The sequence below is a fragment of the Schlegelella aquatica genome (assembly GCF_026013905.1).
Taxonomy (GTDB): domain Bacteria; phylum Pseudomonadota; class Gammaproteobacteria; order Burkholderiales; family Burkholderiaceae_C; genus Caldimonas; species Caldimonas aquatica.
Map to the genome: position 1 here is coordinate 275,599 of NZ_CP110257.1, position 18,846 is coordinate 294,444.

An 18,846-nucleotide genomic window follows, 5' to 3' on the forward strand; every position below is an offset into this window, starting at 1 on the left:
CGCCTGTCGGTATCGAACCCTCGGCGCCGGCCCGGGCGCCCCCCACCGGGAGCGCCTCCCGCATCGACCATCACGCCATGTCCACGCTCGACGAACTCAAAAGCAGCGGCCTGAAGGCCACCTTGCCCCGCATGAAGATCCTGGAGGTCTTCCAGAAGGGCAGGCAGCGCCACATGACGGCCGAAGACGTCTACAAGGCCTTGCTGGCCGAAGGCGCCGACATCGGGCTGGCCACGGTGTACCGGGTGCTGATGCAGTTCGAGCAGGCGGGCATCCTCTCGCGCAATCACTTCGAGGCCGGCAAGGCCGTCTTCGAGCTCAACGAGGGCAAGCATCACGACCACCTGGTGTGCGTGATGTGCGGGCGCGTCGAGGAGTTCTACGACCCCGAGATCGAGCGCCGCCAGCAGGAGATCGCCCGCGAGCGCGGCTACGAGCTGCAGGACCACGCACTGGCACTGTACGTGGTGTGCGGCCGCGAGGACTGCAAGGGCAAGAGCGGCGGCCCGCACAGCGGCGAGCGTTGAGGCCGGCCGCCCGGCTCCCCGCAGCGGGGCCGGCGCCTTGCGCGGGGAGTGACCGCCCGGCAAGGCAACAGGGCAAGCAGGCGCGGCGCAGCGGCCCGCGGGGGCAGACGCTATTGCCCCTGCTGCATCGCGCGCTGGTGGCGCTCGATGAACTCCTTGTAGGTGTCGATGCCGCGCAGCTGCAAGATGGTGTTGCGCACGGCCGCCTCCACCAGCACGGCGAGGTTGCGGCCGGCGTCGACGGCGATCACGACCTTGCGTACCGGCACGCCCAGCACGTCCTCGTACAGCGGCTCGTAGGGCAGGCGCTCGAAGTCGCGCTCCATCGTCTCCTTGCGCACGAGGTGGACGATCAGCTTCAGGCGCATCTTGCGGCGCACGGCGGTCTCACCGAAGATCGCCTTGATGTCCAGCAGGCCGATGCCGCGCACCTCGAGCAGGTTCAACAGCAGCTCGGGGCAGCGGCCCTCGATGGCGCTTTGCGAGACGCGATAGAAGTCCACTGCGTCGTCGGCGACCAGCCCGTGGCCGCGCGAGATCAGCTCCAGGCCGAGCTCGCTCTTGCCCAGGCCCGACTCACCGGTCAGCAGCACGCCCAGGCCGAGGATGTCCATGAACACGCCGTGGCGCGTCGTGCGCTCGGCGAAGTGCAGCGACAGGTAGCTGCGCAGCACGTCGATCACGAAGCCGGCCGACTCCTGCGTGACGAACAGCGGGATCTCGGCGCGCTCGCACATCGCGACGAGATGATCCGGCGGCACCTGGGCGTCGGCGACGATGACCACCGGCGGCTCGAGCGTGACGATGCGCGCGACGCGACGCGCCTGGTCCTCGGGCGAGGCGTTGGAGAGGTAGTCCACCTCGCGCTTGCCGACGATCTGGACGCGGTAGGGATGGATGTAGTTGAGGTAGCCGACGAGGTCCGCGGCCGATTGCGCATCGCGCACCGCGACCTCGTCGAAGCGGCGCTCGGGATGCGCGTGGCCGGCGATCCACTGCCACTTGAGCGTGGCGCGCTGCGCCTCGAACAGGGCCTCGGCGCTGATGACGGTGGGTTTCACGCGGCGACGGCGAGGAAGCGGTCGCGCCGCGTCAGGCGACCGACTTGAGCGGCTCCCACGCCGCGATGAGCGCGTGGACCTTCGCTGCGTCGGGCTCGGTCTTGAGCCGCTCGCGCAGTTCGCGATCCGACAGCAGCTCGGCGATCTCGGAGAGGATCTCGAGGTGGCGCTGCGTGGCGGCCTCGGGCACGAGCAGGAAGATCAACAGGCTGACCGGCTCGTCGTCCGGGGCATCGAACGGGATGGGCTGCTGCACGCGGATGACCGCGGCCAGCGGGTTCTTGAGGCCCTTGATGCGCCCGTGGGGAATGGCCACCCCGTGGCCCAGCCCGGTCGACCCCAGCCGTTCGCGTGCGAACAGGTTGTCCGTCACAGTCGCGCGGGCGATCGAGTGCAGGTTCTCGAACAGCAAGCCGGCGTGCTCGAACACCCGCTTCTTGCTGGAGGCGTCCACATCCACCAGCACGTTGCTGGCAGGCAGGATGGCGGCGAGACGGTTCATCGTGGGTCACCGCGCCCGGCCTTCCCCCGGCGAACCGGGCCTGGGCCCACGCGTATCAGTGACAAAACCTTGCATTATAGGAATGCCCGTTCGGGCTTCCCTCCGTTGACTGGGATCAACGCCCAGCCCGTTGGTTCCATTGTGCTCCCCCTGCTGCGTCGCAGCAAGTCGCGCTCGGGGCAGATGTCACGGAAATGCAAAAAGCGGCCGCAGGCCGCTCGATGGGATGTGCCGGGGACTGCGCCGGCGGTGACGGGATTCACGCGCTGCCGCTGACGGCCCCGTTCATGCGCTTGGGCGATTCATGGTGATGGTCTTGGACCCGACCCTTGTGTTTGATGACCTGGCGGTCGAGCTTGTCGACGAGCTCGTCGATGGCTGCGTACAGGTCTTCGTGCGATGTCTCGCAGAAGAGATCCTTGCCCTTCACGTGCAGGGTCACCTCTGCCTTCTGACGACGATCCTTCTCCTTCAACTTCTCCACTGTCAGCAGGACATTGATATCCACCACTTGGTCGAAATGCCGGGTGACCCGATCCAGCTTGGCAAGCACGTAGTCTCGGAGCGCGGGCGTGACTTCCAGGTGGTGTCCGCTGATCGTCAGGTTCATAAGTCCTCCTTTCCAGAGGGGTTGAGGAAACGGGCCGATACGAAGCAGAGCGGCTGTCGCCATGTGTCGATCCAGTGTGCCGGTGGTACGGATTTGTGACAAGCATCTTCAGGCAATACCCGAATGGTGTTTGTGAGTCCTCAACACGGGGGGCTTTTTCGGCGAAGATGCCGGGTTGAGCCCAGCGCCGCGCAAGCGGGCTCGGTCTCAAGGAAGCGACGCGAGCCGCCTGGCGGCAGCGTCGGCCAGGCGCTGCAAGGCGGCGCCGAGCGCCTCGGCCTGACCTTGCGGCCCTTCGCGAGGGGCCGGCTCATCGATGGCTTCCTGCCAGGCGAGCAGCACGCGGGCCTGCGCATCGCCGGTGGTGGCGAGCAGGCGCGCCGATCCCGTGAGCCGGCCGCGATCGCGCCGGAAGTCGAGCGTCGAGAACTCCACCAGCAGAACCATGTGTGGTGGCGCGCTCGCGCACGTGCCTTCGCACACCTGCCACGCACCGAGACGCTGGGCGAGCGCGGCCGTGAATTCGCGGCTCACCGCCACTTCCAGCCGTTCGGCCCAGAAGGCGTGAGGCCATTCGCCCACGGTGCTCGCATCGGCGCGAAAGCGCACGCGGCGCGCCTGCAGATACTCGGGCAGTTGGACGCGACGCACCGCGAGCCAGCGGGCGGGGGCCGAGGCCACCTCGGCCGCGGGCGAGGCGGCGGTGCCGGCGAGGCTTGGCAAGGTGATGAGCGTGGCGCGCGGCTCGGGCCCGGCGCAGCCCGTGAGCAGCAAGGCCGCGCACAAGGTGGCCTGCATCGCCCGGCGAGCACGTGCAGCGGAGGCGTGCATCGGAGTCGGCACGGCACGGGGCTCGGCGGCCCGCCCGCGGGAAAGGCCGGGCCAGGGCGCAAGGAAGGGCATCAAGAAGGGCCTCAACGGTCGCTCCCGAAGATGACGGCATTGGGTTGTTCTTGCAGCAGCTCGCTCCATTCGCGCAGGCCCCGTGCGGCTTGCGAGAGGTCGCGCACCGCGGCGTCGAGGTCGGCGCGCAAGGGGGTGCCGGTGGCCGTGAGTTCCTGCACCCGCGTCATCGCCACGCGCGCCGCCTCGGCGGCCTCGCGCGCACTGCGCAGCCCCTGCTGCAGCTCCGGGCGTGCGTCTTGCACCGTCTCGCGGGTGCTGTCGGCCAGGCGGGTCACGGAGCCGAGGGTGGCCTGGGCGCTCGCCTGGAGCTCCTGCAGGGTGCGGCCCGCCTGGACGAGCATGCGCCGGGTCTCCTGCGCGGTCGCGGCGATCTCGCCCGAGGAGGATTGCAGCGTGCGCTCGGCGGTGGCGAGCGTGGTCTGCAAGGCCTGCAACGTGTTGCGCAGGTCGGCCACGGTTTCACGCAAGGGCAACTCCGCCACCTGCTCGATCAACGCGCCGAACCGGTCCGCGACGGCGGGGATCTCCGGCTCGCGCCCGCGGCCGATCATGCGCGCGGGCTGGTCGGGCAAGAAGTCCAGGTCGATGAACTTCTGTCCCGTGACGAAGCTTTGCGCGACGAGCCGCGCGCGCAGGCCTCGCCGGATCAGCTCGGGCAGCGCCAGCGAGCGGTCGCGGCCGGGTTCTGCGACGCGGATGGCATCGCTCTGCAGGCGCACGCGCACCGGGATCCGGGGGTCGAGCGAGCCTTGTTCGAACTCGACGCCGATCGATTCGACCTGACCGACCGGCACACCGCGGAACGTGACCGGCGCTCCGACGTACAGGCCACTGACGCTGCCGTGGAAGTAGATCACCGCGCGCAGCCGCTGCTGGAAGGGGTCGCCTCCGCCCAGCGAGACGATGGCGAAGACCACCAGCGCGAGGGCGCCGATCACGAAGGTTCCGACGAGCAAGGCGTTGCGTTTCATGGAGCGGGGAGCGTCATGTCGGCCGGCAGCGGTTCTTCGCGCCGCAAGAAGGCGCGCACGGTGGGATGGGTCGCCTCGTCGCGCAGGCGGCGCGGGCTGCCATGGGCGATCGGCCGGCGGCTGTCTGCATCGAGGAAGATGCCGTCGTCGGCGATGGCCATGAGGCTGGGCAACTCGTGGCTCACCAAGACCACGGCCGCGCCGGTGCGTTCTCGCACGTCGAGGATGAGGTCGTCCAGCCGGCGCGAGCTGATCGGGTCGAGCCCCGCCGAGGGCTCGTCGAGGAACAGGAGGGGGGGCTCGGCGACGATGGCGCGGGCGAGGCCGGCGCGCTTCTTCATGCCCCCGCTCAGGTCGGCGGGGCGGAAGTCGGCGAAGGCTTCGAGGCCCACCCAGGACAGCACCTCGCGCGCGCGGGCTTCGCGGCGCTCGGCCGGCCAGTCGGTTTGCTGCTCCAGCGGCAGCAGCACGTTCTCGAGCAGCGTCATCGACGACCACAGCGCGGCACTTTGGAACAGCACGCCGAAGCCGGCCCTCAGGCGCGCGCGGCCCCGCTCGTCGCAGGCCCAGTAGTCCTGCCCGCGATAGACGATGTGCCCCGAGGCCGGGGCGAGCAGTCCGATGAGATGCTTGAGCAGCGTGCTCTTGCCGCAGCCGCTGCCGCCCATGATGGCGAAGACGGTGCCGGGCTCCACGCGAAACGAGACGTCGCGCTGGATCAGCCGCGCCCCGAAACGCATCTCGAGGTTCCGCACTTCGAGCAGCGGCCGCTCGCCGGTCGGGGGATCACCTGCACTGCGAGGGCTCACCTCAGACTCCCAGCGCATTGGCGCACACGGCGAAGACGGCATCGACCGCGATGATGCCGACGATGGCCACGACCACCGACTGCGTGGTCGCCGCTCCGACGCCTGCCGCGTGGCGCGCCGCATGCAGGCCGTAGTAGCACCCGGTCAGCCCGACCAGGGCCCCGAAGGTGATCGACTTGCTGAAGCCCAGGGCCAGATGCTCCCAGTCGAGCGCGCGCACCGTGCGCTCGAAGTAGGCGGCCGGCGCCAGGTCGAGCATGCCGGCGCCGACCAGGAAGCCGCCCAGCAGGCCAGTGGTGCACGCATACACGTACAGCAGGGGCATCATCAGGATCAGCGCGATCATGCGGGGCAGCACGAGGAAGTCCACCGCATGCAGCCCCAGCACCTCGAGCGCGTCGATCTCCTCGTTGGCCTGCATCGTGGCGAGCTCCGCAGCAAACGCCGCACCCGTGCGGCCCGCCATCACGACCGCCGTGATGACGGCCGCCATCTCGCGGGCGACGGCGATGCCGACCAGATCGGCCACGAAGATCCCGGCACCGAACTTGACCAGCTGGACCGCGCCGACGAAAGCGAGGATCGCGCCCACCAGCACGTTGACGATCGTCACGATGGGCAGCGCGCGTGCGCTCGCATCGGCCGTGGCGCGCCCCAGGTCCTTCGTGCGGAACCGCCATCCCCGGCGCAGCCCGGCTGCCGCGGCCAGCAGCACGTGGCCGAGAAAGGCGACCGGGCGCATCGGGATCACGGCGGTCAGCAGGGGGTGCACGCGCATCGTCTGGGCCGGCTCAATCGACACGTGCCGGGGCGCCCCGGCCGGGCGGCGCCCCTTCCGGGGGCCGTTGCTCTGCGTGCGCCCGCCATCGCCACCGGCGCACCATGGCGCGGACCGCGGCGCTCGCGCCGGGATCGCGGCCTGAAGGGTGACGACGCATCGGGCATCCGTGGCATGACGAGAGGCCCCCGATTGTGGCGGGTTTCGTGCAGCCGCCCAAATCGCGGGCGGCGGCAGGGGCACCCGCGGCAAGGCACACTCTGTGCCTGGACCCCAGCAGGCTGAACCCTGGAGCGAGAGATGACCCAACGATTGTCGGTACAGAAAGACAAGCTCAAGTTCGTGCTGCTCGAAGGCATCCACCCGTCCGCCCTCGACGTGCTCGAGCGCGACGGCTACACGAACGTGCAGACGCACCCCAAGGCGCTGGCCGGCGCCGAGTTGGTCGATGCGATCGCCGACGCGCACTTCGTGGGCATCCGTTCCCGCACGCACCTGACCGAGTCGGTGCTGGCACGGGCGCCCAAGCTCACGGCCGTCGGCGCCTTTTGCATCGGCACGAACCAGATCGACCTGAAGGCGGCCGCCCGGCGCGGGATCCCGGTCTTCAACGCGCCGTTCTCGAACACGCGCAGCGTCGCCGAACTGGTGCTGGCGGAGATCATCATGCTGATGCGCGGCATCCCCGAGAAGAACGCCATCCTGCACCGGGGCGGCTGGGTCAAGAGCGCGGCCAACTCCTACGAAGTGCGCGGCAAGACGCTGGGCATCATCGGCTACGGGCACATCGGCACGCAGATCGGGGTGCTGGCCGAGCAGCTCGGCATGCGGGTGGTCTTCTACGACATCGAGGCCAAGCTGCCACTGGGCAACGCGCGTCAGGTGGCCACGCTGCCCGAGCTCCTGGCCCAGTCGGACGTCGTGAGCCTGCACGTGCCGGAGACGCCGGCCACGCGCAACATGATCGGCGCCGAGCAGCTCGCGCAGATGAAGCCGGGCAGCCACCTCATCAATGCGTCGCGCGGGACGGTCGTGGACATCGACGCGCTGGTCGATGCGCTGGAGCGCAAGCACGTCCTCGGCGCGGCCATCGACGTGTTCCCCGTCGAGCCGCAGGGCAACGACAGCCGGTTCGAGTCGCCGCTCACGCGCTTCGAGAACGTGATCCTCACGCCGCACATCGGCGGATCGACGTCCGAGGCGCAGGAGAACATCGGCCGGGAGGTGGCGACCAAGCTCGTGCGCTACAGCAACAACGGCTCGACGGTGAGCGCGGTGAACTTCCCCGAGGTGTCGCTGCCGGAGCACACCGGCAAGTGCCGGCTGCTGCACATCCATCACAACGTGCCGGGGGTGATGGCGCACGTCAACGAACGCCTGTCGGCCGCGGGCATCAACATCGCGGCGCAGTATCTGCAGACGCGCGAGGACGTGGGCTACGTGGTGGTGGACGTGGACGCTTCGGCCAGCCAGATCGCGTTGTCCGAGCTGTGCGCGGTCGAGGGGACGATCCGGTGTCGCATCCTCTACTGAGGCCGGGAGGCTGCGCACTCAGGGGGCTCGCGTTCGGCTGGGCGCTCTTGCGCGAGCGCGGGCTGCTCGTGCCGCTGGGTCTGCTCGCGGCCGTCTCGCTGGCGGCCTGGGTGTTCCTGGAGCTGGCCGGGGAGGTCGTCGAAGGCGAGACGCTCGCGCTGGACCGCGCGCTGCTGCTGGCGCTGCGCGACCCCGCCGACCTTTCGGACCCGCTGGGCCCCTGGTGGGTGGAGCTCATGATGCGCGACATCACGGCGCTGGGCAGCACCGCGGTGCTTGCGCTGGTGGGCTGCGCGGCGTTGGGCTACCTGCTGCTCGCGGGCAAGTGGGGGTCGGGGCTGCTGGTCGCCGCCTCGGTCGGCGGGGGGCTGGTCGCGAGCCAGGTGCTCAAGCTGTGGATCGAGCGCCCGCGTCCGGACCTGGTGCCCCACGGTGTGCCGGTGCTCACGCTCAGCTTCCCGAGCGGCCACGCGACGATGTCGGCGGTGGTGTACCTCACGCTCGGCGCGCTGCTGGCGGGTTTGCAGCCGCGCCGGCGCATGGCGGCCTACATCCTGGCCGTCGCCGTGCTGCTCACCGGGCTGGTGGGCGTGAGCCGGGTGTACCTGGGTGTGCATTGGCCGACCGATGTCCTGGCCGGCTGGGCGCTGGGGGCGGCCTGGGCGCTGCTGTGCCTGCTCGTGTCGACGGTGCTGCGCTGGCGCGCCGGCCAGCGCCTGCCTTGACGCGCCTGCCCGGCGCCAAGGCGCGGCCGGGCCGCGCGGTGCGTGGGCCCGACGCACGACGGCCGCAAGCCCGCCGGAAGGCGGCCGGTGGGCACCCCCTTTGGCGGGATATTGCACCGGCCCCTCGCCCGGGAACTCGAAACCTAGGAAAATTGCGCCTTCGCCCCCAAGTTTCCGGGTTTTCTGGAGGCACCTCCTTCATGTCCAAAGTCGTCACCACCCGCATCGCAGAGGATGGCCTGCGCTACCGCTCCAAGGCGGTGGGCTCCCCGTTCGCGAGCAAGGCGAACACCCGTTCCTGCTTCAAGTGCGGCAAGCACCGCACGCCCGACCAGTTGCAGTCCAAGAAGCTGCTGGGCAAGACCGAAATGGTGTGCAAGCCCTCCTGCAAGGAGTTGGCGGAGATGCTGGGCGAGTGATCGCCCGTCGGCCGCGAGGGCCCTCCGGTCCAGGTGCAGGTCGTGGCCTGCGACGGCGAGGGGCGGCCCGCGCGGCCTTTCTTCTGGCCCGTGCCTGGGCCTTTTTCTGGGCCTCGCCCTGGACCTTCCTGGGGCTCGTCGTCGCGCTGCTGATGCGCGCGGCGGGCGGTCATCTGCGCTGGACGCAGGGCGCGCTGGAGGTCTCGGTCCGTCGCTTTCGGCCGGGGCGCCGATGCCCCTTCGCCGCCTTGACGCTGGGGCACGTGGTGATCGGTGTGGATCGCGCGGCGCTGGCCCGGCTGCGCCGGCACGAGCGCGTGCACGTGCGCCAGTACGAGCGCTGGGGCCCGTTGTTCGTGCCGCTGTACCTGCTCGCGTCTGCCTGGGCGTGGTGCCGCGGGCGCCATCCCTACCTGGACAACCCGTTCGAGATCGCGGCCCGGCGCGACGAGTAGCGTCGCGTTCGTCGCGCCCGGCCGCAGCGCCGGGGCGTCGGCCCGCAGGGGAGGCGGTGCACCTGGCACCGTCTTTGCCGATCCGCCGGTGTCCGGGGCCGCCGGCCCCGCCCGCTGTGCAAGGAGAGAGCCGATGGATGCGACATGGGTCCTGGTGGCCGACGAGGGCCGTGCCAACGTGTACGAGGTGAGGCAGACGCAGGGCATCGACGGCCGGCCCCGCACCGAACTGGCCGAGGTGGAGTCGCTCACGTGGGCCAGCGCCCATGCGGACGAGGCCGATCTGCGTCGCGATGCTCAAGGGCGCTTCTTCGGCAAGGGGGAGCAGATGATGGGGCACACCGCGCCGCCGCGCACCGACCCTCTGGAGAAGGAGGCCGAGCTCTTCGCCCGGCGCGTGGCGGGCTGGCTCGCCGACGCGCGCGCCAAGCAGCGCTTCGCGCGCCTGTACCTGGCCGCCGCCCCCAAGTTCCTCGGTCGCCTGCGCGCAGTGCTCGACCCTCGAGTGGCGGCCGCGATCGCCGAGGAAACCGACAAGGATCTGAGCGGCTTGCCCGCGCACGAGCTCGCGCAGCGGATGTTCGGCGACGACAAGTGACAGGCGAGACAGGCGAGTGACAGGTTTCACGGATGACGGCCGCGCGGGCCGCGTCCGCGGGCTCAAGTCCGGGTGAGCGCCGGCCGATAGATCGGATCAGACATCCGATCTTCGTCCGTCCATGCCCTCGCCTTCTCCTCCTCGCGTGTGCCGGCCGGCACACCGGGCGACGCTGTCCGCGCTGCTCCTTGCGGTGTTGCACCCCTGGGCGTCCCCTGTCCTGGCCCAGAGCGCGGAGGACGTGGCCCTCTCCCAGCTCGGGCAACTCATGAATCGGGAGGTGCATTCGGCCTCCCGTTATGCACAGAGCAGCCTGGATGCGCCGGCGGTGGTGTGGGTGGTGCCGCGCGAGCAGATCGTCGGTCACGCCTACCGCACGCTGGGGGAGGCGCTGGAGAGCGTGCCGAGTGCCTACCTGACCTCCGACCGGGCCTACGACACGCTCGGCCTGCGCGGCTTCAACCGCGCCGGCGACTACAACACCCGCACGCTGATGTTGCTGGATGGTCAGCGCATCAACGACCCGGTGTACGACCAGGGGCTGCCCGGGCTGGAGTTCCCGATGGTGGCCGACTGGATCAAGCGGGTGGAGTTCGTCGCCGGTCCGACGTCCTCGGTTTACGGCGGCAATGCCTTGTTCGGCACTGCGCACGTGACCACCATCGAGGGCCGCGACGAGCCGGGAGCGCGCATCAGCCTGGGCGCCGGCTCCGACGGGCTGCGCCGGCTCGTGACGAGTTACGGCCGCCCCCTGGGGGCGACGGGCGACTTCTTCATCGGCTGGACCTCGCTCCATGCCGAAGGCGCGACCTGGCACCTGCCCGAGCACGCCAGCCCGGCCCACCCGCAAGGGCGTGCCGCGGGGCTGGACGCGACCCGGCAGTCGGCGCTGCTGCTCAAGTACCGCGCCGGCCCCTGGCGGTGGAGCGTGGTCAGCAGTCAGCGACGCAAGCATCTGCCCAATGCGCCCTACGGCGTGTCCTTCGGCACCCCGGGCACCTACGTGGACGACCACTACGCGTTGGCGGCGCTGGCCTGGGACGGCGGTCCGACGGGCCGGTGGCATCCGCAGGGGCGGGTCTCCTTCAGTCGCTACACCTTCTCGGGGCGCTATGTCTTCGCCGGCGAGCCGCCCCTGGTCAACGTGGACCGCGTGACCAGCGACTGGGCGGATGCCGAGCTGCGCAGCACGTGGCGCGGCTGGCTCAACCACACGCTGGTGGTCGGCCTGGATCTGCGCAGCGTGTTGAAGGCCCAACAGCACAACTACGATGTCGATCCTTTCGCGAGCCATCTGGACGACCACCGCCGCGGCCACCGGCTCGGCCTGTTCGTGCAGGACGAATACCGCCTGTCCGAGCACTGGCTGCTGACCGGGGGCGTGCGTTGGGACCGGGTGGACGGTCTGGGGCCGCAATGGTCGCCGCGGGCGGCGGTGGTGTGGCGGCCGCAGGCCGATCGCGCATTCAAGCTGCTCGTGGGCCGCGCCTTCCGTGCTCCCAACCTGAACGAGCGCTACTACGACGACGGCGCCTCGCAGCGGGCCAACCCGGCCCTGAGGGCCGAACGCATCCGCACGGTGGAACTGGCGATGGAGCAGAACCTCGGTCCCGACAGCCATCTGACCGCGACGCTCTACCGCTACGAAATGGACGACCTCATCGAGATGGACGAGTCGGACCCGAGCGTGCTGCCGCAGTACCGCAATCTGGGACAGGCGCGCGCCGAGGGCCTCGAACTGTACTGGCAGCGCGTCACACCGGCCCATGTGCGCTGGCGGGCCAGCGCGGCGTGGCAGGAGGCGCGCTCCGGCGGGCAGTGGCTGAGCAACTCGCCGCGCTGGTTGCTCAAGGCCGGCGTGCTCGCGCCGTTCGCAGCGGGATGGCACGGCGGCGTCGAGGTGCTGGCGATGGGGGCGCGGCGGGACCGCGCGGGAGAGCGGCTGCCCGGGCACGCTTTGGTGCATGCGAGCGTGGAGAAGGCGGTCGGTCAGACACAATCGCTGCGGCTGCGCGTGCGCAACGTGGGCGATGTGCGCTACGAGGACCCGGCGCCGAACTGGCTGGTGGGCCCGCGCGTGCCGCAGCCGGGCCGGCAGGTCGAGCTGCAATGGACGGCGAGGTTCTAAAGGCATGCCGAGGTGCTGCGTGCGAACGTGGATCTGCGCCGGCGCGGCTGCCTGGGCGGTGGGCCTCGGGTGGGCGCAAGCGCCCCTGCGCGAAGCGGACCTGAAGGCCGAAGTGCTGCTGCGCGTGCTGTTGTTCGTGCAATGGCCCCAGGACCGGGCGAACCCCGCCCAGGCCTTGGAGCTGTGCGTGCTGGAGGACGACGCCCTGAGTGCGAGCCTGCTGAAGCAGCCGCAGCGTCAGGTAGGCTCGCGGTCCGTGCGGATACGGCCGGCGAGTCCTGCTCGGCTGGACGGCTGCCATGTGGCCTATGTCGGCGAGAGCCTGCCGCGGATCCCGCCGAGCCAGCCGGTGCTGCTGGTGAGCGACCGCTTCGGCATGGTGAACAAGGGCGTGATGGTCAACCTGCATGCCGACGGTGGCGCGCCGGGCTTCGACATCGGCTTGGTTGCGGCGCGGCAGGCCGGGATCGACTTCAGCGCCAGGCTGCTGCGTCTGGCGCGGTACGTGAAGGACGAGTGACGGAGTCGCGATGAAGAAGCTGCTGGAATGGCTCGCCCTGTACCGCGAGACGGTGCTGTCGAGCGTCGCGATGGTCGGCTCGATCATGGTGCTCACGGCGCTGCAGTACGTCGGGCTGGATCGTCGCTTTCACGACGAACTCATGACCCAGGCGCGCATCGTCTCGCAGAACACGGCGGCAGCGCTGATGTTCGATGCGCCGAGCGATGCCATGGAGGTGCTGGACGCCCTGGTCGCGTCACCCCACGTGACGAGCGCGCTGCTCCTTCGGGGCGATGGCAGTGGCTTTGCGTACTACGAGCGTGGCGAACGCGAGCGGTCGTGGTGGGCACACCGCGCCGGCGTGGAGACGGTGCGTGCGCCGGTGAGCGCGGGCGGGCAGGTCGTCGGCACGCTGGTCTTGCGCGCCGATCGCTCGGTGGTCTGGGCCGACGTCGCGAAGTTCCTGATGGGCGGGCTCGGGATCAGCGCGATCGCGCTGGGCCTGTCGCTGGTCGCCTCGCGTCGACTGCGCGCGCGCGTGCGCGCGGCGCAGGAGCGCACCCGCTACCTGGCGCTGCACGACGCGCTGACGGGCCTGTTGAACCGTGCCTCGTTCCACTATGCGCTCGAGGCCGCCCTCGAGCAGGCCAACGCCGTTCACGCCCAGTATGCGCTGATGTTCATCGACGTGGACAACTTCAAGCAGATCAACGACACGGCCGGACACACGGGGGGAGACCGGGTGCTGTGCGAGGTGGGCGAGCGGTTGCGCGCCCTGGTGCGCCCGCACGACGTCGTCGCACGCCTGGGCGGCGACGAGTTCGCGGTGCTGCTGCGCACGACGGGCGATGCCTCCGAGGCGGCCGCCCGTGTGGCGCGCGACGTGATCGAGCGGGTGCCCCGCCAGATCGACTTCGACGGCGAGACCTTGCGCGTGAGCGTGTCGGTCGGCATCGCATTGCTGCCCGACGACGCACGCACCGCGGAGGACGCGATGCAATGTGCCGACGCGGCGATGTACCTGGCCAAGCGAGAAGGCAAGGACGGGTTCCGCTTCTTCTCGGCCGAGCTGGGTGCCGAGATCAGGCGCCGGGCGGCGCTGGAGGCGGATGTGCGGGCCGGGCTGGAAGGCCGGCAGTTCCTTCTGCACTACCAGCCGGTGTTCGACATGCAGGGCCGTCTCGCGGGCATGGAAGCGCTGATGCGTTGGCAGCATCCGCACCGGGGCATGGTCCCGCCGATCGAGTTCATCCCGCTGGCCGAGAGCACCGGCCTCATCGTCGAACTCGGGCTGGCCGCGCTGCGGTGCGTGCGCGAGGACCTGCGGGCATGGGAGGCTGCCGGCCTGCGACCGCCGCGGGTGGCGCTCAACCTGGCGTCCACGCAGTTCCGGCGCGAGTCGCAGCGGCGCCGCTTCCTCGAGGCGCTGGACGAACTGGGGCTCACGCCCGATCGCGTGGAGTTCGAGCTGACCGAGACGGCGGTGTTCGAGGACATCGGCAGCCCGGACTCCGTGCTCGAGGCCCTGCGTGCGCGCGGCTATGCACTGGCGATCGACGACTTCGGCACCGGCTACAGCTCGCTGAGCTACCTTCGTCGGCTGCGCTGCGGCAAGCTCAAGATCGACAAGTCCTTCGTGCGCGACATCTGCCAGTCGCGGGTCGCGGCGCTCCTGGTGCGCTCGATCATCGACGTGGCGCACGCGCTGCACATGCGTGTGGTGGCCGAGGGGGTGGAGCAGGAGGCCGAGCGCGAGAAGCTGCGCACCCTCGGCTGCGACCTGCTGCAGGGCTATCTGCTCGCGCGGCCGATGCCGTGCGAGGCGATGGCTCGCCTGCTGCAGGAGCATCGCCGCGTCGGCGGTGAGCAAGGCGCGCCGGGGGCCCTCACCAGCCCTGCAGCTTCAGCTTGAGTCGCCGGAAGGCCTGTGCGTGCAGATGCGACACACGCGAATCGGTCACGCCGAGCACCGCGCCCACCTCCTTGAGGCCCAGGCCCTGCTCGTAATAGAGCGACAACGCGCGGCGCTCGCGCTCCGGCAACGAGGCGATCGCACTCACCAGCGCCTCACGGCGGCGCTGCTCGGCGATCCGGTTCAGCGGGTCGGCTTCCTCGTCGCTGCCCAGCCGGTCCAACACCGTCTTGCCTTCGTCGTCGTCCGACTCGAGTTCTGAGAACGACGTGGTCTGGTGCTGATGCCATTGGGCTTCCAGGGCGTGGTAGCGCGGCAGGTCCAGACCCAGTTCCTCGGCCACCTCCGAGATGCGCGGCCGCCGGCCCAGGCGGTGCTCCAGGCGGTGCACCGCGGCGTGCGCCTGGCGCTGCTGGCGCCGCACCTCGCGGCTGGCGGAGTCCGAGGCCCGCAGCTCGTCGAGCATCGCGCCGCGCACGCGCTGGCTGACGAAGGCCTCGAACTGAGGGCCTTCGCAGGTGTCGCTGCGCGCCGCCGCTTCGGCCAGACCGATGAGCCCCGCTTGCACCAGGTCGTCCAGCTCGACGCTGGCCGGCAGGCGCGCGTGGAGTTTCTGTGCGAGCCGCTTGACGTGCGGCAGGTAGCGGTGCACGGCCGCCTCGACCGAAGCGATAGGGGGAGCGGGGCGGGACGTCATCGGGTTCATCCAGGCAAAGCGAGGCCGTCGCGCCTGCAAGGCGCTGGGCAGGGAACGGGTGAGGAGGAAAGGCGGACCGGGCCGAGAGGGCCGACCGAGCGGTGAGTCGGGCGGCCCGGTGCTCGGGGATCAGCCGTGCAGCGTGTCGAACTGCGTCGGCGAGGCGTCGGGTTCGGCCAGGTCGCGCAGGCTCTGGTCCAACGGTGCCCGATCCAGCGGGCGGTACACGCGGCTTTGCAGGCGGGCGAGCCGGTCGGAGTGCTGCACGGCGCGCAGCACGGCCTCGGGATCGGTCATCAGCGCGAACGGGTTGGTCGCATGATCGAGCGGCTGCATGGCGGTCACTCCTGGATCGGTGTCGAGCATGTCGGGAACTTTATTCATGGACGCGTGGATGCCCCAGTGGCGGGGTTCTGGTCGTGATGTCCGAAATTTTCCGACATCCTGCTGCACCCCCCGCCGCGACGCCGCGCGGCGTGCACGGCGTCACAGACGGGGTGCCGCGCAGGCCCACTGGCGAGTGGGGCGGGCAGCGGGGCGCCTCTACAACGGGCGCGTCCTCGTCTCCAACCAGGCTCGCGCCTCGCCCTGGACGTGGGGCGCCAGGCGCCTCAGCACTTCGGCGTGATAGGCGTTCAACCAGGCCACTTCGTCGTCGCGCAGCAGGGAGCGCTCGACGCAGCGCGTGTCGATGGGGCACAGCGTCAGCGTCTCGAACGCCAGCCATTGGCCGAACTCCGTCTCGGGCACCGGCTGATTGAGGGCCAGGTTCTCGAGGCGCACTCCCCAGCGCCCCGGGCGGTACAGGCCCGGCTCGATGGAGGTGATCATGCCCGGCTCCATGGCCGTGTGCGGCTCCGGCGCGGCATGGAAGGACAGCACCTGCGGGCCCTCGTGCACATTGAGGAAGTAGCCCACGCCATGGCCCGTCCCGTGGCCGTAGTCCAGCCCCTCGGCCCACAGCGGGGCGCGCGCGATCGCGTCCAGCAAGGGTGAGCGGATGCCCCGCGGAAAGCGCGCGCGCGACATCGCAATCAGCGCCTTGAGCACCAGCGTGAAGTCGCGCTTGTGCTCGGCGGTCGGTTCGCCCACCGCAACCACACGGGTGACGTCCGTCGTGCCGCCCAGGTACTGCCCCCCGGAGTCGATCAGCAGCAGACCGCGGCCCTCGATGAGGGCGTGCGACTGCGGGGTGGCGCGGTAGTGGGGCATCGCCCCGTTGGCATTGAAGCCTGCGATGGTGGCGAAGCTCGGGCAGACGAACTCGGCATGGCGAGCGCGCGCGGCGGTGAGGCGCTCGTCGATCGTGAGTTCGGTGACCCGCTCTCGCCCCAGGGCCTGCTCGAACCACGCGAAGAACTCGGCCAGCGCCGCCCCGTCGCGCTCCATCGTGTGGCGCACCCACTCGGCCTCGGCCGGCGTCTTGCGCGACTTGATGAGCGTCGAGGGGTTCGTGGCCTCCACCCGCCGCACGCCGGCCGGCAGGGCCTGCTGCACGGCCCAGGTCACCCGCCGCGGGTCGACGAGCACCGCGCCGTCGAGCGCGGTCAGGCAGGGCAGCGCCTCGGCGTAGTCGGCCACCCGCACTCCGTCGCACGCCAGAGCCGAGCGCAACTCGGCGCCGAGCTTGCCTGGCGCGACGAAGAGCGTCGCGTCCTCCAGCCCGACGAGGGCATGGGCGAGGAAGACGGGGTTGTACGGCACGTCGCTGCCGCGCAGGTTGAACAGCCACGCGATGTCGTCCAGCGTGGACAACCAATGCCAGCGGGCGCCAGCGGCGCGCATGTGCTCGCGCACCTGGGCGAGCTTCACCGCGCGCGGCGTGGTCGCATGCGGCGCACGGTGTTCGTGCACGGGGCCCAGGGGCAACCCGGGCCGATCCGGCCAGAGCTCCTCGACGAGGTCGAGGTCGAAGCGCACCCGTGACCCCCGTGCCTCGACGGCAGTTTGCAGCTGGCGTGCCGCGGCCAGCGCCAGCACGCGCCCGTCGACCCCGGCCGTCTCGCCCGGGCGCAGGCGCTCGGCCAGCCACTCGAGGTGCTGCAGGCTCGCCCCGGAGGTGGTCTTCATCAGGGCGATGCCGGTGCCGGCCAGCTGGGCTTCGGCCTGCGTCCAGTAGCGGCTGTCCACCCACAGGCCGGCCGCGTCGTGCGTGACGAGCAACGTGCCGACCGACCCCGTGAAGCCGGACAGCCACTCGCGTGTCTTCCAGCGGCTTGGCAGGTATTCGGACAAGTGCGGGTCGGAGGAAGGCACCATCCAGGCGGCCAGGCCGTGGCGGCGCATCGCGTCGCGCAGTGCGGCCAGGCGCTCTTGCACGGCGTGTGCAGGCGAGTCGAGGGCGGCATTCGTCATCGAAGTGGGCGAGGCGGCTTGCGCGGCCACCGTGGCAGTCGTGATCGATGTGGCAAGCCTACCGCGGATGCGTCGGCCGCGCCTGCGCCACGATTGCTCCTCGGACGAGCGCGATGAGATAATTTTCGTTTTCCAGACCACGGAGACTTCCTTGGACAGTTGTCACCCTCGGTGACCGTCCGCTCCAGCCGGCTGGCGCGTCGTGCGGCGCCGCGTGGGCAGGGGCGAGACGGTGCCCTTGCCCCGCCGGGCGCCCCGCTCGGCCCTGGGCTCGTGCTGCCTCGTGCGCCGGGCCCCACCGGTTGGAGATTGCATGCTCAACGTCTTTTCGCTGGTCAACGGCCGGCTCTACCAGGAAGAGATCGATCGCCCCGAGGCGCTGGCGCGCGTGCAGCCCGTGTGGGTCGACCTGGAAGCGCCCACGCCCGAGGAGAAGGGCTGGATCCAGGGCCGCTTCGGCATCGCGATCCCCGAGGACGTCGTCGGCGATGACCTGGAGGAGTCCGCCCGCTTCTACGAGGAAGACAACGGCGAGCTCCACATCCGTTCCGACTTCCTCATCGAGGACGACGACACCTCGCGCAACGTGCGCGCCGCGTTCATCCTGCACAACAACGTGCTGTTCTCGATCCACAACGAGGACGTGCCGGTGTTCCGTCTGCTGCGCCTGCGCGCGCGCCGCATGCCCGGGCTGATCGAGGACGCCAAGGACGTGCTGCTCAAGCTCTACGATGCCGACGCCGAGTACTCGGCCGATTCGCTCGAGGGCATCTACGACGCGCTGGAGGAGGTGAGCCGCCGCGTGCTCCAGGAAGAGCTCAACGACCGCGACGCCGGCGAGGCGCTGGCCGCGATCGCGCGCGAGGAGGACCTGAACGGCCGCATCCGTCGCAATGTGATGGACACTCGCCGTGCGGTCAGCTTCCTGATGCGCAGCCGCCTGCTCAATGCCGAGCAGTTCGAAGAGGCGCGCCAGATCCTGCGCGACATCGACTCGCTCGACTCGCACACGGCGTTCCTGTTCGACAAGATCAACTTCCTGATGGACGCGACGGTCGGCTTCATCAACATCAACCAGAACAAGATCATCCGCATCTTCTCGGTGGCCAGCGTCGCGCTGCTGCCGCCGACGCTCATCGCCAGCATCTACGGCATGAACTTCGCTCGGATGCCCGAGCTGCAATGGGAGTGGGGCTACCCGTTCTCGATCGGCCTCATGATCGCCTCGGTGGTGGCCCCGTTCTGGTACTTCCGCCGCAAGGGGTGGTTGAGGTAGGGCCGCGCCCGCCGTGCAAGGCCTCGGCCCGCGCGGGCGATGGGGTGACGAGCGGCAGAGCCTGCCCGGCGGGCACGGCCAC

At 70.3% G+C, this 18,846-nt stretch carries 20 protein-coding genes; 10 read left to right on the forward strand and 10 right to left on the reverse strand.

The window, feature by feature from the left end:
• Window positions 1–77 precede the first annotated feature (77 nt).
• Window positions 78–527 (forward strand): ferric iron uptake transcriptional regulator, encoded by a 450-nt coding sequence (gene fur / locus OMP39_RS01220; protein ID WP_264893004.1) that lies wholly within the window; start codon window positions 78–80, stop codon window positions 525–527.
• Window positions 528–637: 110 nt separating this feature from the next.
• On the opposite strand, the gene hprK is transcribed toward fur, so the two are convergent.
• From hprK to OMP39_RS01255, 7 genes are all read right to left on the reverse strand, one after another.
• Window positions 638–1,588: an HPr(Ser) kinase/phosphatase gene (hprK, locus tag OMP39_RS01225; RefSeq protein WP_264893005.1), complete on the reverse strand. Its 951-nt coding sequence runs from the start codon at window positions 1,586–1,588 to the stop codon at window positions 638–640.
• A gap of 31 nt (window positions 1,589–1,619) precedes the next feature.
• Window positions 1,620–2,090 (reverse strand): PTS sugar transporter subunit IIA, encoded by a 471-nt coding sequence (locus OMP39_RS01230; RefSeq protein WP_264893006.1) that lies wholly within the window; start codon window positions 2,088–2,090, stop codon window positions 1,620–1,622.
• Window positions 2,091–2,349: 259 nt separating this feature from the next.
• On the reverse strand, window positions 2,350–2,700 hold the full coding sequence (gene hpf / locus OMP39_RS01235; RefSeq protein WP_264893007.1) for a ribosome hibernation-promoting factor, HPF/YfiA family: 351 nt from the start codon (window positions 2,698–2,700) through the stop codon (window positions 2,350–2,352).
• Window positions 2,701–2,907: 207 nt separating this feature from the next.
• Window positions 2,908–3,531 carry a PqiC family protein gene (locus OMP39_RS01240; protein ID WP_264893008.1) on the reverse strand — a complete coding sequence of 208 codons (624 nt, stop codon included), beginning with the start codon at window positions 3,529–3,531 and terminating at the stop codon, window positions 2,908–2,910.
• A gap of 83 nt (window positions 3,532–3,614) precedes the next feature.
• Window positions 3,615–4,577, reverse strand: coding sequence for an MlaD family protein (locus tag OMP39_RS01245; RefSeq protein WP_264893009.1), 963 nt, complete (start codon window positions 4,575–4,577; stop codon window positions 3,615–3,617).
• Window positions 4,574–5,386, reverse strand: a complete 813-nt coding sequence (locus OMP39_RS01250; RefSeq protein WP_264893010.1) for an ABC transporter ATP-binding protein — start codon at window positions 5,384–5,386, stop codon at window positions 4,574–4,576. Before OMP39_RS01250 ends, OMP39_RS01245 begins: the two co-directional genes overlap by 4 nt.
• A 1-nt stretch (window position 5,387) precedes the next feature.
• Window positions 5,388–6,164, reverse strand: coding sequence for an MlaE family ABC transporter permease (locus OMP39_RS01255; protein ID WP_264893011.1), 777 nt, complete (start codon window positions 6,162–6,164; stop codon window positions 5,388–5,390).
• A 300-nt stretch (window positions 6,165–6,464) separates the two neighbouring features.
• Between OMP39_RS01255 and serA the strand changes: the two genes are divergently transcribed.
• From serA to OMP39_RS01295, 8 genes are all read left to right on the forward strand, one after another.
• Window positions 6,465–7,697 carry a phosphoglycerate dehydrogenase gene (gene serA / locus OMP39_RS01260; RefSeq protein WP_264893012.1) on the forward strand — a complete coding sequence of 411 codons (1,233 nt, stop codon included), beginning with the start codon at window positions 6,465–6,467 and terminating at the stop codon, window positions 7,695–7,697.
• Window positions 7,679–8,422, forward strand: coding sequence for a phosphatase PAP2 family protein (locus OMP39_RS01265; RefSeq protein WP_264893013.1), 744 nt, complete (start codon window positions 7,679–7,681; stop codon window positions 8,420–8,422). Before serA ends, OMP39_RS01265 begins: the two co-directional genes overlap by 19 nt.
• Before the next feature lie 200 nt (window positions 8,423–8,622).
• Window positions 8,623–8,841 carry a hypothetical protein gene (locus OMP39_RS01270; protein WP_264893014.1) on the forward strand — a complete coding sequence of 73 codons (219 nt, stop codon included), beginning with the start codon at window positions 8,623–8,625 and terminating at the stop codon, window positions 8,839–8,841.
• A complete protein-coding gene (locus OMP39_RS01275; protein ID WP_264893015.1) occupies window positions 8,838–9,296 on the forward strand; it encodes a signal peptide prediction in 459 nt (152 codons plus the stop codon). The genes OMP39_RS01270 and OMP39_RS01275 overlap by 4 nt, the downstream gene beginning before the upstream one ends.
• 133 nt (window positions 9,297–9,429) lie before the next feature.
• Window positions 9,430–9,894, forward strand: coding sequence for a host attachment protein (locus OMP39_RS01280; protein WP_264893016.1), 465 nt, complete (start codon window positions 9,430–9,432; stop codon window positions 9,892–9,894).
• Window positions 9,895–10,015: 121 nt separating this feature from the next.
• The gene (locus tag OMP39_RS01285) at window positions 10,016–12,022 is read left to right on the forward strand and encodes a TonB-dependent receptor plug domain-containing protein (RefSeq protein WP_264893017.1); all 2,007 of its coding nucleotides are present in this window, start codon (window positions 10,016–10,018) and stop codon (window positions 12,020–12,022) included.
• A gap of 19 nt (window positions 12,023–12,041) precedes the next feature.
• Window positions 12,042–12,542: a YfiR family protein gene (locus tag OMP39_RS01290; RefSeq protein ID WP_264893018.1), complete on the forward strand. Its 501-nt coding sequence runs from the start codon at window positions 12,042–12,044 to the stop codon at window positions 12,540–12,542.
• A 10-nt stretch (window positions 12,543–12,552) separates the two neighbouring features.
• The gene (locus OMP39_RS01295) at window positions 12,553–14,436 is read left to right on the forward strand and encodes a putative bifunctional diguanylate cyclase/phosphodiesterase (protein ID WP_264893019.1); all 1,884 of its coding nucleotides are present in this window, start codon (window positions 12,553–12,555) and stop codon (window positions 14,434–14,436) included.
• Here the strand turns inward: OMP39_RS01295 and OMP39_RS01300 are convergent.
• From OMP39_RS01300 to OMP39_RS01310, 3 genes are all read right to left on the reverse strand, one after another.
• Entirely contained in the window at window positions 14,411–15,133 is a 723-nt protein-coding gene (locus tag OMP39_RS01300; RefSeq protein WP_264893020.1) for a FliA/WhiG family RNA polymerase sigma factor, read from the reverse strand. The two genes, OMP39_RS01295 and OMP39_RS01300, sit on opposite strands and share 26 nt — an antisense overlap.
• 129 nt (window positions 15,134–15,262) lie before the next feature.
• Window positions 15,263–15,517: a hypothetical protein gene (locus OMP39_RS01305; protein WP_264893021.1), complete on the reverse strand. Its 255-nt coding sequence runs from the start codon at window positions 15,515–15,517 to the stop codon at window positions 15,263–15,265.
• 159 nt (window positions 15,518–15,676) lie between these two features.
• A complete protein-coding gene (locus tag OMP39_RS01310) occupies window positions 15,677–17,488 on the reverse strand; it encodes an aminopeptidase P family protein (protein WP_264894605.1) in 1,812 nt (603 codons plus the stop codon).
• Between the two features lie 313 nt (window positions 17,489–17,801).
• Between OMP39_RS01310 and corA the strand changes: the two genes are divergently transcribed.
• Window positions 17,802–18,764 (forward strand): magnesium/cobalt transporter CorA, encoded by a 963-nt coding sequence (gene corA / locus OMP39_RS01315; RefSeq protein ID WP_264893022.1) that lies wholly within the window; start codon window positions 17,802–17,804, stop codon window positions 18,762–18,764.
• Window positions 18,765–18,846 lie beyond the last annotated feature (82 nt).